Below are 16,714 nucleotides of genomic sequence, written 5' to 3' on the forward strand. Positions count from 1 at the left end.
GTCACAATCCTTATTTTACTAGATTAGTGTTTGCAATAGCCGAGATTTTTTATTAATTTTTACTTTTAACTAATGCAGAAACACTCTTTTTAGTGACATATTGTGCAAGTTAAAAAAATTAACCTACATATATAAAGTATTGCACAAATAATATAAAAGTTTTTCTAATAAAAAATTAAATAAAATTAATTTAAAATAAAAAAATAAGAAGTTTTAAGAAATTATAATATAAAAGAAATATTATCATATAAATTTTTATAATAATATTAGATTTAAAAGAAAATAAAAATGTAATAATTTAAGGATAAATATTATTAAATACTTAAAAAGAAATAGACTTGCACAAATTAATTAATTTTAAAGATATTATAAAATTAGTTAAATTATAGTTTTTTAAGAATAAATAGATTAAATAAAGTTATTATTTAATTAAAAAGAAAAATTTTATTAAAATAAAAAAATATATAAATTTAAGAATTTATATTAAATTTAATAAAATTATAGATATATTTAAAATTTAAATAAAATTTAAAAAAATATAATTGATTTTATTGAATGTATTTAAATTTAGAATAAAATTATAAATAATAAATTGTTTTTAGAAAATTAAATTTTTAAATAAACTAATTTTAAACAGATTCTATAATTAATTCAACTAAAAAACAATTAATAATATAAAATAATTCATTTATTAAACAAGTAATAAAAATATAGATTTTTTACTACCATCTCCTATAAAATCCAACATATTCTTTTTCTTGTCCAGTTAAATATTTAGTTAATAATCTAGCTTGATATAAAATAATATCTTCATAAGACATGTTTTTATTATTAAACTTTATTTTTGAACTTAATTTATTATATATTTCTGAAATTAAAATTTTTCTTCCTTTAGAATTTATTATAACGGATCCTTCTTTATATTCAAAATCATCAATTGAAAGTCTATTTTTATTAATTACTGATAAAACTGCCTTATCAATTATTTGTTGTCTAAACTCTTCCATTAAATCAAAAACTAAACTTACTCTACCATATCGTTCAGAATGTAAAAAACCACAATATGGATCTAATCCAGCGATATAAATAGCTTTCCATACTTCACTTTGTAGTATTGCATAACCATAATTTAATAAAGAGTTAATTGGGTCCTGTGCTCCTCTTCCACTTCTTAACATAAACCCCCATTTATCATCCACAATATTTGAAAAACATTTCCAATATTCTACTGATGCTTGACCTTCAAAACCTAAAATATTACTACGAATTTTATCAATTCTATCAGATTTTATATTGCTTACTTTAGAAATATATTCATTCAGTTTATCTCTTTGTTGATATAAAAATTCATTATCATCTCTTGATTTTGCTATTGTTCCAATAATTGCTTTTTGATTTTCAATTTTACTTTTAATAAAACTTTTAGCTATTTCACCACTTCGTTTATCATTTAAAGCAAAATATTGTTCTTTTTTAATTATAACATTCTTTTTTTCAGGTGGTGAAAGTCTATAATCAACATGACCTTTCCAATTAAGAGATACACAATCAACATCATATTCAGCAAGTAAACTTAATGCATCAAATGTTATAGATCCTTTACCAATAAATAATATTTGTGTAATATCTTGTGCTCTAAAATAATCAATTTCTTTATTATTTTCTTTAATTACAATTTGATTATCTGATTTACTAACAGTTTTACCAAAACCATCAATTACTAATCTCATTATAAACACCAAAAGCTTTTATAAAATAGCATACTCTTCATTTTTAGGTAATTTTAAATCACCTTCAATAAAAATAGATTCATTACAATTTTCACATAATGGAATAAGTATAATACTATCATGATCAGATGATAAATATAATTCAAATTCTTCAGCTAAATCAAATCTTTCATCAATACTTAACATACCTGAAAAAACAGATTTTTGAATTCTTCTTAATCCATAATATCTTAATCGTTTAATAAAATTTGAACGTGTAGGTGTATCAGATATATCATACATAACAAATATTAACATTTTTAAATTCCCCCTTAATTTAAAATTTAATTATTGATTTTCAATAATATAATCCAAAAAATAGTTATAAATGAAAAATTTTATAAATTTAAATTTAATAATTTTTATGTAAAACTTATAATAAAATATAATTTATTCATCAATATTTATTCTTTTTATAGTACCAAAACCTTGACTTACTCCTTTTCCAAAACCAAAGAAATCCGGTATTTTAAATCTAACTTTAAATTCTCCAGTAAATCCAATCATATTTACAGATTTATATTTAGTGGAAACAGTATCTAAATGAGATTTAATATAAAGATGTCTATTTACAATAATACCTAAACCTTTACTCATTGAAAGAATATTACCAACTAAAATATTGTTTAAAAATAATTTACTTTCCCTCCAGTTTGACATACTCTTATATTTCTGATAATTTTTAGTATTTAATGCAAGCCAAGGTGAAATAAATTTATAATGATATTCTTCATTACTTGTGTTAATATCATATTCTTTATCATAAATTATTTTTTCATCAACATAATATGTTTTATCTAGTTTTAATTCTTTAATTTCTGAAGAAATTTCTTTTAATAAGTCAGCACCTTCTTCAATACCTAAAATACTAGCTTGTCCATTAATAATTTTATATTGAATAAGAGGATAACTATATAAAAATTTATTATTACCATAATGATTATGAAAAAGAGTTTGATTTTTAAATTTATTTCCAATAAATCCTCTAAGTTTACTAGCTTCACAAGTAACTGGCTTATCTGTTTTAAATACTAGGTAACTTGTATTAATTTTCAATTTTAATCTCCTTATTTTGTTTTTTAGACTCCGTTATATATAATCCATTATTTAATAGATAAATTATATCTTAACCTTAAATAATTACAACAAAGAGTCTTATTTTACAAAAATATCTTAAAAAAATATAATTATTCAAGTTTAGGGAATTTTGCAAGTTCCATATACTTTTCAATATCAGGATATGCCCTAATTGCATATGATAAAACCCTATCATAGAAATCATTAGCAGATTCTTTGCTTAATGGTTCCAAACCATGTGCTAAAATAGAGTTATTCCTTTTATTTTTAACAGCACTTTCAAGTTCTCTATCTGCAAAGTAATCTCTAGCTAATTGAATATCAAATAATTTAAGTAGTGTGAAACTTTTAACCAAGGCTAATTTGAAAGTATCCTCACGTTCCTCATAATCTTTTATATGCCATTTTGATACTTGTTCTTTAGCTTTCGTATGATCCATAGTTTCAAGATTAAATTGTTCCCTATTAATGTAAAAAACATGGTTGTCCCTTAATTTATTTTTATCAATTAAACCCAATTTATTAAGTTCAAGTTGAGCAATTAATTCTATAGAACGATATAATCTTGCAACACCATCATCATATGCACCCATATCAATTTTACGACGAGCATTGTTTAATAAATCGGGAAGATAATAAACTATACCTTTTTGAACATTATTACTTAATTTTAATCTTAAAAATTTTAAATTATTTTCTAATTGTTTATAAAATTCATCAAAATTCCTAAAATCTTTCATCAAACTTTTTTTAGGACATTTTTCAATTATTTCTTTTTGTAGATAAGTAGATAATTTAAATTTTTCATTTTTATCTAATTTTTCATTATATACAATAAGTTTAGAATTAAATTTATCCCAGCTTTGATATAAATTAACTAAATTTATATAAAATTCTGCTAAATCTTTTAAAGAACCATCATCAAGTTTTGATTTTGCATCTTTAAAATTCTTAAGAGAAGCTTCAAATTGATAATTATTAAAAAAATCTTTTCCACGATTAAACTCTAAAATAGCATATGTTTCAAATGGATCTTTTTGAGGTTTAATCATTTCAAAACCATTTTTAACAATACCTACACCATTCTTATCACGTGCACCTTCCATTGCTTTTGAACCAACATATGTATATTCACATGAGTCAATATATTTATCACCAGTTGAAGCAAGGATTAAACCTGCAACCATAGGTTTAGTTCCACCAGTAAAATCAATATGAATATTATATTCTTCTTTATTTAATTCTAGAAGAACTTCTCTTGACTTATCAAATGATTCTTGAAGACTTTCCGGATTTTCAATTAATTTAGTTTTATATGAAAATTCAAAGGGAACTTCAGATACAACATTTTTAATTGTTTCTAATGTTTCTTTTGAATGAATAAAATAAACTGCATCTGGTTTAAATGTATTAATAGAAATGATTAAAGGTTCTGGAGAACCCCCAACACTTAAAACTAAAATTTTTTTATCTGACATAATTTACTCCTTTTATTTAAAATTTAATTGAGTCCAACCAAATGGCTCTCCTTGTGAAGTTATTTTTCTAGATTTAGGAAATTCATAGTCATATTGTTTTTTAAATGTTTTTTGAATATCTGAAAATCTTTCATAATCATATTCTTTAATCTTCATTAAAATAGTAGTTCCCATTAAACCAGAACCAGAACCAATTCTTAAAAGAGGTGAATCTTTAGTATTTAATTTACTTATTTTCTTATAAAATTTATATAAATAATCAATACCATATTCATCTGCAAAATCCCATTCATATTCAATTAAATCTCTACTAAATTTAAATATTGAAGTTTTAATATTGTCAATATTTAAAATATCCTTTTTATCATCAACATCTAAACTTTTATAAAATTTAGAATCATAAGTTATATTAATACTTGAATTAAACACCTTATTTTTTGGTATTGCCTCTAAGAAAGTTCTTACCTTATTACCTTTTACTGAATAAAATTCATGTTTTCTACTATCTGGAGTTGCCATTACAGTCCATGACTCGTAAATTCTAGGAATATTTATAATATTATCAGTATCTGGAATTTGCATAAATCTAAAAATACTTTTCTGAGCAGAATTTCCACGAGGTGCAGAAAAATAGGAATCTACAAACCTATTATATTCTCTTTTAATAATATGACCATTTTTAAGAATATTTTGAATTCTATAAATATCATTTTTATTAACTAAATTATAGAAAATAGCTGTTTTAATAGATCCCTTAATAGATGACCCTGGAATATATAATTTATCAGAAGTCTTAACATGTTCAAGAATTTCTTTAATTGGAATATTTTTTTCTCTAGTTTTAGTCCTGTCAATACAATTATATCTTGAGCATTTTCCTCTATTTTTTAAGTCTTTACTTTTTAATTTAAAATTAGGATTAGTTAAATCTTCTAAAAATTTATCCTTTTCATCATCATTTAAAGACATGTAAAATTTCACTAAATCAATTCTCTTTATTATTTTTTCATTTTTTCCATTAACTTTAGCTTTGGAATATGCAAATTCTGCAGGAGTATAAGATTTACCATCATCAATATGTATAGGGCTTAATGTTTTTAAAGTAAAATTATATAAATTATTTGACATTATTTACCTCCATTTACATTAATACATTTTAAAGGATATGCAAATCCATATTCAACTGCAGGATTAATCTTTCCAGATTTTATTATTCTCCCATAATATTTTTCATATTGTGGAAATATTGAACCTTCTTTAAAGAACCTAACTTGTTTTCTAATTTCATTAGATGAACTTCTTCCTCTTTTTGAACCAATTTCATAATTAGAATTTTTATCAATATGATTTAAATCTTCTTTATTTGGAATAAATCTAGACAAATTAATAAAATAATTATATTTACTATCAGAATTAAATTCATATTCAGATTCAATTTCATAATCATCATCAATATAATAATCAAATTGGCCTTTTCCAGTAGATATATCTTTACCAAAACCTCTATCTCTTAAGAATTTTATTGCTCCTTTAACAAGAGGCATATATGATTCATCATAAAATTCAACAAAGAAGAATAAACCAATGTTTTTGAATTCATTACCAGAAGTATAAAATATATCATTTGTTTCATTAGTTATACGATTAATAGAATTATTTGGAATAATATTTTCACCATAACTAACTTGAATATTATCATTTATTTTAGTGCCTTTATTTAAAAGTAAACCTTTAATCCTTGTATATGATTTAAAATCTTTAAGGATTTCACTTTCAGATAATTTTCCACTATTTAATTTAAAAAATATACTATCTTCTATAAAATCAACTTTTTTATATTCTTTATAATTTTTAGGATTAACTTTAATATTTTCCTCATCTTTTGATTGTGGAAATATAATTTTAGGGAAGAACTTAATTTTTTTAGTATCCTTAAAATCTTTATCACTATTATTATTGAATATAAATGGGAATGTAGAAGAAAGAATAAATGGTGGTTCATCTTCAAATGCAGAAATCATATCATTAGTTATTTCTGGATATAACTCATTTATAGCATATACGATTGCCCCAAATAAAGTATCAGAATGAAGTTCTGGGAAGATAGATAAAGGTTTTAAATAAATTAACATTTTTTCACCACACATATTAGTTTAAAATAAAATATCTATTTAAAAACCTAAGAATCTTTATTATTAACTTTATTTATTACTTCAGAAAGTTCCACATTTTCAACTATAGTTTTTTCATCCTCATCATATCTATAATAATCTTTGTCTCTTTTAACAAGAGTTATATTAGAAAATTTAATTTTACCTGAACCTCTAGTACCACTACTTCCCAAATAGTTATCTTCTAAAAGACGCATTGCCTCAAATACACCAATAAGATTATTATCATCACCATCATAAACTGAAAATACCATTTCAAAATCAAATGAAGAACCTTTTGGAACTCTTTCGATGTTTCTTGGAGTAGCATTAGCATTTAAACGATTAATATTATTTTCATATTTTAATTCAGTTCCACGAACAATGTCGTCATGATTTTTCCACAATTCAATAGATTCCTCACTAGGAAATGAATCTCTAACAATAAGTCTTGTAGGAAATTTTAATTTATTATCAGTATCTGCAGAAATTCCAAAAATCTTTGCAGCATTACATTCTTCATCAACTGCAGGACCGCCATTATTTTCTAAAACACTTTCTGAAGATTTTTTATCATTCAATTCATATAATGATCGAAGTTTACCTTTAAGAGAAGAACCTGGAATAAAAGGTAAATCTGAAACAACATCCCTTATAATTACATTATCTGAACCACCAATATCAATATTATCATTAGATCCACCTATATGAAGTCCAGTTTCACAAATAATTTTTCCACTAATAACATAATTTTCTTTAAACATGTTTTAAACCTCCCTAATATTTACCTTTCTTACTATCATAAAATTTATGATAAGCTACAATAGATTCAAAGAATTGTACAAATATCTTAAAATTTTTTATCTTATCTTCTTCGTTACCTACATCTACTTTTTTCATTGTTGCCATCATTAAATTATAAAAACTTTTACTAATATTTCCCCTACCTGCAGAAACTGCTAATCTTGGTTTTAAAATATAAAAATCCGGTTCAATTTTTTCCCAAGTCAAATCATCCTTTTTCTCCATTAAACGTACTGCACCAAAAAATTTCCTTAATTGATTTGTATTTAAATTTCCAGAATTATAAGCAACAATATCTGCATATCCTCCTTCATCAGCAAAGTCTTTTACAGACATGTCTGATAACATACTTAAATTTTTAATATTATCAATGACATCTGAGATTTCATCATTATCATTATTTTTATTAAAATTTCTATTATGTCTTTTATTTCCATAATTTTTTCTTCCCATTTTTTCACCTCATTCTTAAACTAAACCAAGATGCTGGAATTTTAATCCAAGGCATAAATTTAAGTCCACTTTTATCCAAATCTTCTTTAATCTCATTATTTTTAATTAATCTTAATTTATATTTAAATAAAGGTACAAAACGCCTAGTATTTATACGTTTATATCTATCTTCATCCCATTTTTCAGAATCACTAAACAATCCTTTATAATCATAATTATTTTTCCATAAATTTAATAAAGAATAAACAAAACTTTTTGATATATATTTTTCATTATAATATGATTCAAGTTTGCATCCAAATTCATATAAATCATTGAAACCTTTAAATTTACCATCATTATCCCAATTAACAGTTTCACCAAAAACTGTAATTTTATTTCTACCACAAGATTTAGAAGATTCCAAATAATCTTCAGCAATAATAGCTGCTTTTCCAATTGGGAATTTAGGTGAAATAATATTTATTCCTGCAGATAAATTTATTGAAGGATTATTACAAGTCCATATTTTAAATTTTTCTCTTAATTCACCTGCAAATGAAATAATATCATCATAAGGCCCTAAAACAAGTAAATCATCCCCACCAGAGTAGTTAATATGAATTGTTGGAATCTCATATTTTTCTAAAGATTTTTTTTCACTAGAACTAAGACATGCATCTGATTTTTTTCTATAAATAGTAAATGTTTCCTTTACTGTATCATCAGAATCGTTTTGAATTTCAAGTTCAAAGTCATCAAATTTTTCTATAAGACTTTCATCACTTAAATTAGTATATGCTTTATAATTAGATGCAATATCATTTATAATACCTGAAAAGAACATGTCTAATTGAGAACTTAATGTAGAAATTCTAGAAATACTTGGTTTACCAATATTACGTTTATTAACATTAGATTCATTCTTAAACCCTTCTGAAAATATTCTACCTAAATTATCCACATCCATTTTCAATAATCCTAATTTATTTGAACCTTTACTAATTTTTGCTAAATGTTCAAAGTATAAAGGCATATCAGGATGTGTAGTATCTGAATATTTACCAAGGTTTGGTACTACATTACCTAAGAAACCAAAACTAAAAGAAAGTTTATCTCGGATATCTAAATCAAATTCAGATTCCAAATCCAGAAAATCAGTATCATTTAATTTAACAACTTCAATTCTATCAGCATCTTTAGCAAGTTTCTTAATATCATCAACCAAAAATTTAGATTCTTTTCTAAATAAATAAGCGATATTTAACAAATCAAATGATGTATATTTTTTAAATTTATCTATATTTTCTTTAGAATAAATTTTAATCATATAATCTGCATTTGCTACATGTTGTCCTAATTCTTCATTATCCTTACAATCTGGACAAATATTCTTTTCACCTTTTTTATCATAAAGTTTACCACAAACAGAACATAAATCTTGATATTTGACTTCTTTATCAAAATCAAATACATCATCTAAATTATCAATAAATTTATGTTTTTTATCTTCTGCTAATTTATTTGATAATTTAACTGTAATATCACCGAATTCTTCAAGATCTTCTCCAGAACATTCATTATAAACAAGAGCAAAATATAATTCTGCATTAAATTTTTCAATAAACTTTTTATTTATCATATTTTTAATTTCATTAAGCTTATTTTTAGTATCAATTGTATTAGGTGCAATAATTGTAAATCTTCCACCCCCACAGAAAAGAATATTTGCTTTTGTAAGATTTAATGCATCTGCAATATAATCCGCAATTGCGTCACAAAGTAATGTTAAGTATAAAGATCTTCCTCTTAATCTTTTACTCATACCACTTTGAGCTTCTTTAGGTGAAGATACTTTGAAAATAAAATTTTGAATTCCTGAAATATCCCCATTAATTGCCAAATAAACATTTTGATTAGTAGTTTTTTTAAGTTTTGAATCTTTACTAAATAAATATCTACAAGTAGCTAAAGCAGAAGTTGTTTTAGAGTGATCATATAAAGATATATCCCCATTATCAACATATGCGGAAGAAGGTATCGTGGAAGTATATTTTTTAAGTAATGCTAAAATTGTATTAAAATCATATATACTTAATTTTTTCATTTCTTTAATGAACTTAATCCATAATTGTTTATATTCACTTCTTAAATTATATCCAGACATCTTTTCTTTAGAAATCGGTTTTAAGATATTAAAATTCATAGTTTTAATATCAGTACTTGCATTTTTATTTAATTTCAATTCTTTTAAAGGAACATACATTTCATCAATAATCTTATTTCCTTCAATTGAAATTTCAGAAAATATAGAAATAAGTAATGATTTTAAAACTTCTCCTTTTTCATTATCCCCTCTTGAAACCCTTTCAGCAGAGGAATGATGATCAGCAATCTGAACAATATCACATAATTTTTTATTCTTTGATTTTGTTGGTTTATGATGATACAAAGCCAAATCTACAATATTTTCATTCCAATAATGACTTATAAAATCTGCAGACCATTTAGCATGAGCACCAGTAAAACCAAAATCATCAGTAGAATATTTTTTATACACTGAATCATGTTCATGTCCAGTTCTCTGATAAAATTTACCAATATCATGTAGTAATGATGCAAATTCTAAATCAGTTTTCTCCATTATTAACCTCCAAATATCTAATTAAATTTAAATTAAAAAATAAAACAATAATAAAAATTAGAATACTAAATGTAATATAATCTTATTTTAAATTTTTAAAATTTATTTAAATAATAATATTTTCAATAAAAATAAAATATTATTTAAAATTTAACTTTTTAAACAATTAAAATCTTGAATAAACATTTAATAAATTATAATACATGAAAAAAATACTTTTAAAAATATTAAAAGTTTTAATAATAAATATGATATATTTTAACCTAAAACTTATAAACAACCCCCATTTTAACAAAAATCCATATAAAAACTAAATTTAAGCTAAACATAAACTAATAATAAATTTAGTATAAGATATTTATAAACTTTTTCAAATGATTTTTAAAAATTTTATAGAAAACATAATCAAAAATAAATAATATTATATAATTTACAAATAATCTAGAAAAATATGAAAATTTATATAATTAATTAAATATAGAAAAAATAAATCCTCTAAAAAATCTTTAATAAACATCTACAATTAAATAAAATAATTAATTTTAAATTAAATATAAATTTAATAAGAAAATTAAATTATTAAAATAAAACAAAGAATAATAAAAAAAAATAAAGTACATATTTAGAAATTTATAAAATAATTTTATAATAATTAATAAATACTTAAATTAAATTCACACATTCATTATAATAATTTAATTTACATTAAATATATTTTAAGCACGTTTTAAATTTATAAAGTTCAATTGATATTTTATTCAAAAGGTTTTTATATATTAAAATAGTAAAATAATAAACAATTGATTTTTAAACTATGTTTAAAGCAATTAACTATTTATAAACTTTTTAGAGAAAAGATATAATGGATACACATTTTGATTATACTGAAAAGAGAATAATCATTTCAGCATTTTTCTGTGTAGCTTTTATTATCTCAAACTTAATTACTGTAAAAATTATTGACGTTAAATTTTTAGGTATGGAAGTACCTGCAGGTGTATTGATCTATCCACTTGTATATGTTTTAACTAATGTAATTACAGAAGTTTACGGAGAAAAAGCAGCTCATAGAACTTTAATTTTAGGTTTATGTACTGATATATTATTTGTTTTCATGACTACTTTACAATTAGTTTTACCATCTCCTGCATACTATCAAGGAAATGCTGCTTTAGCATTTGTATTTACCCAAACACCAAGAATCTTAGTTGCTTCTTATGTCAGTTATATTATTGGTAACCTTGTAAATGCAAGATTAACTGCAATTGTAAATCGTGGAACAAGTCATTTAACCATTAAAAACTTAGGTGCTATTGCTACTGGAGAATTAGTAGATAATATTATCTTCATTGGTTTAGCATTTATATTTGCAGTACCTATTGTTGATGTTGTAATAATGATTATTACTCACTGGTTACTTAGTTTAGTCTGGATTTGTATTGCTCAACCATTTACTGAAAGAACTGTTAAATGGGCAAGAGAAGATGCACCAGCAGAAGCTTAAATTTAAATTATTTAAAGAATTAATTTTTAATTCTTCTTTTTTTACTTTTTATTTTAAAAGATTACAATATTACTAATCAAAAATAAAATAATTTAATATAAACTCATAATATTATTAATAATATATTTACAAAAATAATTATAATATTATAAATGAAATTATATTATTGTATTAAATTTAATATTTTTAGAATAAAATTATCTTATTTTACATAGACTACATTTAAATTATTAAAATTATTTAATTATAAATAAAATTTTAAAGAAAATATATAATAATTTAAATATTAATATAAATTTAAATAAAAATAATCTATTAAAATAAGGATTATAACGTTTCAATACTATTAAGACTATTCTAAATTCTAAAATCTAATAAAATAAGGATATCAAGAAAAAATAGTCAATATAAATTATTATGTGAAAAATTATGAAATGCCCTAATTGTGAACATGAGGTTTCAAGAAAAAGAAGAATCTGTAAATACTGTGGATTTGAATTATGTTCTGATATAGAATATGTAAAAGAAAAAGCAGAAAAATTTATAGATGAAGGAGATTTCATAAGTGCAAGATCATTTATAGATGAAGGATTAGAACATAATCCAAAAAGTCCAGACTTATTATATGTTAAATCCATAATTTCAAGATATTTATGGGATTATGATAAAGAATATGAATATTTAACTAGAGCATTAAATATTAATCCAAATCATGAAGATTCATTATATAACTTATCTATTTTTTTATTTAATAAAAAAGGATATGAAAAATCATTAGAATACATTAATAAACTTTTAGAATTAAATCCTAGAAAAAAGATTTATCAATTAAAAATAATGACATTATACAATCTATGTAACTATAATCTATCATTAAATACTATTGAAGATGCATTAAAATTATTTCCTAATGATAGAATAATTCTAAAAATAAAAGAAAGTATTGAAAATAAGGATATTATAAATGATTTAAACTTTGAAAAATTATCATTAATAAAATTAAATTCAAATAATAATGAAAAAATAGATAGTAAAAATTATAATGTTGATTCAGTTAATTATTCAAATCCTAATGAATTATATGAGTTAATTACACCAGATTTACCTAATTCTGAATTTGAAGAATTAAATCTTAATAGAAATATTGAAGAATCTGATTTCTATGATATAAATTTTAAAGATTTAGATTTACTAGATTCTGAATTAAAAAATGATAATATTAAAAAAAATAATGATAATCTATCTACTAATGCTAATTTATTCTTAAAAAAGCTTAATAATCTAGTTACTAATAATAAATTAAATAAAAAAACATTTAATAGTTTATTATATGTGTCATTTAATAATCAATATATTGCTGGAGATTCAATAAAATTTTTAAAAGTTTTAGGTAAATATAAAACTAAAAAATCATTAAATCACAGTGATTTAAACTTTTTAAATAGTTTAAACTATTTAGAGTTCTTTAATTATGAAGATGTTTTTAATAGTATAATTAATTTATTAACAAAAGAAACTGAAAATTTAATTATATATTTAAATAATATGGATGAATATAAATTTGATACATTATGCTTTTTATTAGATCTAAATGCTAGTAAAAACGATATTAAAAAAACAGATAAATTTAATATTAATGATGAATTAGAAGAATATACTGGTTTTAACTTTAATAATTTCAATATAACATCATTATAAGTTAAAAATATTACAAAAGTCTGTCTAAATTTTAAATTAATAATTTCAATATAACAGATAATTATTAAAATAATATCAATATTAAATTTATATTAATTTAGTTTATTAAAAATTAATAATATTTTCACTAATTAAAAAACAAAAAAATCTAATAATTTTTATAAGACTATTTTTAAACTTAATTAAATAATAAAAATTAGTAAAATCCTGAAAATTTAATAAAAATATAATAATTAGTTTTCAAATGCTATGATAATGTTTTATATATTATTTAAATAAAATAATATAATTAATAAGAATTTTAATAAAAAAATAATCACAAATAAGTTTAATAAAAATCCTAAAAAAACAAATAACAAACAATCACAAAAAATTAAAAAAAAAAACACGAAAACAAAACAAAGAAATCAATAATAAGTTTAAAAATCAAAATATAATTAATAAAACTTTAAAAAACAATAATTAATAAGAATTTTTAAAATTAAATATTAATTTTATAATACTTTCTAAAACAGATGATTTTTAATCATAAATATAATTAAATATAAAATTGGAATTTTGATTAATATGATTAGTTATGATGAATTTGAAAAAATAGTAGTAAATATATTAGAACGTGATATTTCATCAAATAAAGATCAAAAATCAGCAATAAGTTCTGATTTAAATCAATCTCTTTTTATAGTTGCAGGACCAGGTTCTGGTAAAACTACAGTAATTGTACTTAAAATATTAAAAAGTATATTTGTAGATGATGTTGAACCTGAAGAAATTATTGCAACAACATTTACACGTAAAGCTGCAGATGAATTAGATAGTAGGATTCTTGATTGGGGATATAAAATTAAAGATTACCTTCTTGAAAATCTTCTAGACTATGATGTTAATCACAAAGATTTACATAAAGTAGCACATATTGACTTTAATCAGATTATGACTGGTACTATTGATAGTGTTGCACAAGATTTAATTAAATTAAATCGTGAACCTGGTACAAATATTCCAAATGTTATTGAAAATTTCATTGCAGAATCTGCAATGAGAAACTGTCTTCTTCAAGATAATAAATATGAAAATAAAGACTTACAAGAGTATCTTGGAGATTTTAGTGGTAAAGGTCCAATTAAAAATCCATCAATAATGAGTAAAGATCTTCTTACAATAAAAAATAAAATGTATTATGATTTTGTAGACTTTAATGAAATAAAAAAAATACAAGATCCTGGTACAAAAGCAGCTATAGATATTATTGAAGAATTTGAAGAAGAACTTAAATCAAGAAATAGTCTTGATTTTCCAATGCTTGAATCTTATTTTTTAGATAATATAATTAAAGGAAAATATGATGAAAGTCTAAAGACCATTAAACTTATTTTAGTAGATGAATATCAAGATACTAATCTTTTACAAGAGAAAATTTATTTTAATATTGGAAAATATGCAATTAAAAACAATGGTGGAATCATAGTTGTTGGGGATGATGATCAATCATTATATCGTTTTAGAGGTGCAACTGTAGATTTATTTACTAATTTTAAAAATAGAGCTCAAAAGAAATTAAACACAAATATTGAGGAAGTTAATCTTAAAGATAATTATAGATCTACTGAGAAAATCATTGATTTATGTAATCATTTTGCAGAACTTGATAGTGAGTATCAAAATGCAAGAGTAAGTCATAAACCACCAATTGTATGTCCTGAAAATAATAAAGGAAAAGATATTCCAATTATTGGTTTATTTAGATCTAGTCAAGATATACTTGCTCGTGATTTATCAAATCTAATTGCAGAACTTATAAATAAAGGACATGTTGAAAGGAAAATAAAAAGTATTGTAAATTCAAATTCATTTAAACTATTAAATAAGGAAGATGAAAAAGGAACCTTTAAAAATAAATCTAAAAGAATAAATAAAAATAATGCTAAAAAAGAAGATAAACTTGTAATTGATTTAGATAAAAATAATGGTTCTGCAGCAGATATTGCATTTTTAACATATTCAACAAAAGAATCTACAATGAGTCATAGACATAAATTTACATATTATCTTAGACGTACACTTCAACATAGAGGAGTTAATGTCTTTAATCCACGTGGAAAAGATATTCAAGATATTGAATATGTTGCAATATTTTGTGGATTAATGCTTGAATGTATAGACCCTGATATGGTAGTACAGAAAAAAGATAAAGAAATACCTAAAGGTGCAAATAGAGTAATGAAAAAATGGAGAGAGGAAGCAAAACGGTTTATTGATAAAAACCCAGAACCTCATGAACCATTAACATTAAATGATTTTGTTGAAAAATGGCAAGTTAGAATACCATATGGAATGGATAATTGGCCAAAAGAAGCTAGATTAATGGATTTAGCATATAAACTTATTTCATGGATTGATGTGCTTCAAGATGATATTGAAGGAGTGGTATTTCTTGAAGCAATTACAAAAACCATTACACAAACAGGTTTCTTTAATAAATATGCATCAACAATATACTTTGATAGTCCTGAAAATGAATATAATTCAATAGATGAATTATATTGGAATGTTTTTATACCAATTGCAACAGGTGGAGTAAGTATTGAAGAGGAATTACTTGATACATTACCTGATGATAGATTAAATATTATGACTATACATCAATCTAAAGGATTGGAATTTCCACTTGTAATTGTAGATGTTGGTTCTGAATTTAAAAAGGATTTAGCATCAACAAGTCCTCAAAGATTTCCTAAAAAAGGTGGAGAAGATCAGGAATTAGAGGACAGATTAAGAAAATATAGCGAGGAAATGGATTTTATAGAAAGAGACCAAGTAGACAGATCTTTTGATGATTTAATTAGAAGATACTTTGTAGCATTCTCAAGAGCTCAAGATGTTTTAATATTAATTGGTTTAAATAGTAATATCTATGGATATGATACAAAAACAAAACATAAATCTATACCTAATGTTGCATTAGGTTGGAATAGAGATGAAGAATTCATAGGATTTGATGAAATATATATGATTTAATTTATGAAACTAATGAAAAATTGCTTAATATTAAAGGATATGATTTAATTTATAGAAACTAATGAACTACTGCTTAATATTAAAAATATAATTTAATTTATAGAAACTAATGAACTACTGCTTAATATTAAAGATATGAT

12 protein-coding genes are annotated in these 16,714 nt (G+C 22.3%); 3 read left to right on the forward strand and 9 right to left on the reverse strand.

Annotation, left to right across the window (positions count from 1 at the left end; genetic code table 11):
- Window positions 1-722: 722 nt before the first annotated feature.
- The 9 genes from cas1 to cas10 form a co-directional block, all read right to left on the reverse strand.
- Window positions 723-1,730, reverse strand: a complete 1,008-nt coding sequence (cas1, locus tag T523_RS08190; RefSeq protein ID WP_042708491.1) for a CRISPR-associated endonuclease Cas1 — start codon at window positions 1,728-1,730, stop codon at window positions 723-725.
- Window positions 1,731-1,748: 18 nt separating this feature from the next.
- Complete coding sequence (cas2, locus tag T523_RS08195; RefSeq protein WP_232229056.1) at window positions 1,749-2,027, reverse strand: CRISPR-associated endonuclease Cas2; 279 nt, start codon at window positions 2,025-2,027, stop codon at window positions 1,749-1,751.
- A gap of 132 nt (window positions 2,028-2,159) precedes the next feature.
- Window positions 2,160-2,825 (reverse strand): CRISPR-associated endonuclease Cas6, encoded by a 666-nt coding sequence (locus T523_RS08200; RefSeq protein WP_042708492.1) that lies wholly within the window; start codon window positions 2,823-2,825, stop codon window positions 2,160-2,162.
- 131 nt (window positions 2,826-2,956) lie between these two features.
- Window positions 2,957-4,324 (reverse strand): TIGR02710 family CRISPR-associated CARF protein, encoded by a 1,368-nt coding sequence (locus T523_RS08205; protein ID WP_042708493.1) that lies wholly within the window; start codon window positions 4,322-4,324, stop codon window positions 2,957-2,959.
- 12 nt (window positions 4,325-4,336) lie between these two features.
- Window positions 4,337-5,452, reverse strand: a complete 1,116-nt coding sequence (csm5, locus tag T523_RS08210; RefSeq protein ID WP_042708494.1) for a type III-A CRISPR-associated RAMP protein Csm5 — start codon at window positions 5,450-5,452, stop codon at window positions 4,337-4,339.
- Window positions 5,452-6,456, reverse strand: coding sequence for a type III-A CRISPR-associated RAMP protein Csm4 (csm4, locus tag T523_RS08215; protein WP_042708495.1), 1,005 nt, complete (start codon window positions 6,454-6,456; stop codon window positions 5,452-5,454). Before csm4 ends, csm5 begins: the two co-directional genes overlap by 1 nt.
- Before the next feature lie 47 nt (window positions 6,457-6,503).
- Window positions 6,504-7,238 carry a type III-A CRISPR-associated RAMP protein Csm3 gene (gene csm3, locus T523_RS08220; protein WP_042708496.1) on the reverse strand — a complete coding sequence of 245 codons (735 nt, stop codon included), beginning with the start codon at window positions 7,236-7,238 and terminating at the stop codon, window positions 6,504-6,506.
- Between the two features lie 13 nt (window positions 7,239-7,251).
- A complete protein-coding gene (gene csm2, locus T523_RS08225) occupies window positions 7,252-7,731 on the reverse strand; it encodes a type III-A CRISPR-associated protein Csm2 (RefSeq protein ID WP_042708497.1) in 480 nt (159 codons plus the stop codon).
- Window positions 7,732-7,735: 4 nt separating this feature from the next.
- Window positions 7,736-10,354: a type III-A CRISPR-associated protein Cas10/Csm1 gene (gene cas10 / locus T523_RS08230; RefSeq protein WP_084486472.1), complete on the reverse strand. Its 2,619-nt coding sequence runs from the start codon at window positions 10,352-10,354 to the stop codon at window positions 7,736-7,738.
- A gap of 862 nt (window positions 10,355-11,216) precedes the next feature.
- Between cas10 and T523_RS08235 the strand changes: the two genes are divergently transcribed.
- The 3 genes from T523_RS08235 to T523_RS08245 all read left to right on the forward strand — a co-directional run bounded on the left by T523_RS08235 (window position 11,217) and on the right by T523_RS08245 (window position 16,574).
- Window positions 11,217-11,858 carry a queuosine precursor transporter gene (locus tag T523_RS08235; protein ID WP_052334704.1) on the forward strand — a complete coding sequence of 214 codons (642 nt, stop codon included), beginning with the start codon at window positions 11,217-11,219 and terminating at the stop codon, window positions 11,856-11,858.
- A gap of 429 nt (window positions 11,859-12,287) precedes the next feature.
- Window positions 12,288-13,556 carry a hypothetical protein gene (locus tag T523_RS08240; protein WP_042708498.1) on the forward strand — a complete coding sequence of 423 codons (1,269 nt, stop codon included), beginning with the start codon at window positions 12,288-12,290 and terminating at the stop codon, window positions 13,554-13,556.
- Between the two features lie 567 nt (window positions 13,557-14,123).
- Window positions 14,124-16,574: a UvrD-helicase domain-containing protein gene (locus tag T523_RS08245; RefSeq protein ID WP_042708536.1), complete on the forward strand. Its 2,451-nt coding sequence runs from the start codon at window positions 14,124-14,126 to the stop codon at window positions 16,572-16,574.
- Window positions 16,575-16,714 lie beyond the last annotated feature (140 nt).

The organism is Methanobrevibacter wolinii SH, from assembly GCF_000621965.1.
GTDB lineage: Archaea > Methanobacteriota > Methanobacteria > Methanobacteriales > Methanobacteriaceae > Methanarmilla > Methanarmilla wolinii.

What these genes read in the sequence shown, in the direction of transcription:
- cas1 (WP_042708491.1), bottom strand. Translation starts at nt 1,730, where the DNA reads ATGAGATTAGTAATTGATGGTTTTGGTAAAACTGTTAGTAAATCAGAT.
- cas2 (WP_232229056.1), bottom strand. Translation starts at nt 2,027, where the DNA reads ATGTTAATATTTGTTATGTATGATATATCTGATACACCTACACGTTCA.
- T523_RS08205 (WP_042708493.1), bottom strand. Translation starts at nt 4,324, where the DNA reads ATGTCAGATAAAAAAATTTTAGTTTTAAGTGTTGGGGGTTCTCCAGAA.
- csm5 (WP_042708494.1), bottom strand. Translation starts at nt 5,452, where the DNA reads ATGTCAAATAATTTATATAATTTTACTTTAAAAACATTAAGCCCTATA.
- csm4 (WP_042708495.1), bottom strand. Translation starts at nt 6,456, where the DNA reads ATGTTAATTTATTTAAAACCTTTATCTATCTTCCCAGAACTTCATTCT.
- csm3 (WP_042708496.1), bottom strand. Translation starts at nt 7,238, where the DNA reads ATGTTTAAAGAAAATTATGTTATTAGTGGAAAAATTATTTGTGAAACT.
- csm2 (WP_042708497.1), bottom strand. Translation starts at nt 7,731, where the DNA reads ATGGGAAGAAAAAATTATGGAAATAAAAGACATAATAGAAATTTTAAT.
- cas10 (WP_084486472.1), bottom strand. Translation starts at nt 10,354, where the DNA reads ATGGAGAAAACTGATTTAGAATTTGCATCATTACTACATGATATTGGT.
- T523_RS08235 (WP_052334704.1), top strand. Translation starts at nt 11,217, where the DNA reads ATGGATACACATTTTGATTATACTGAAAAGAGAATAATCATTTCAGCA.
- T523_RS08240 (WP_042708498.1), top strand. Translation starts at nt 12,288, where the DNA reads ATGAAATGCCCTAATTGTGAACATGAGGTTTCAAGAAAAAGAAGAATC.
- T523_RS08245 (WP_042708536.1), top strand. Translation starts at nt 14,124, where the DNA reads ATGATTAGTTATGATGAATTTGAAAAAATAGTAGTAAATATATTAGAA.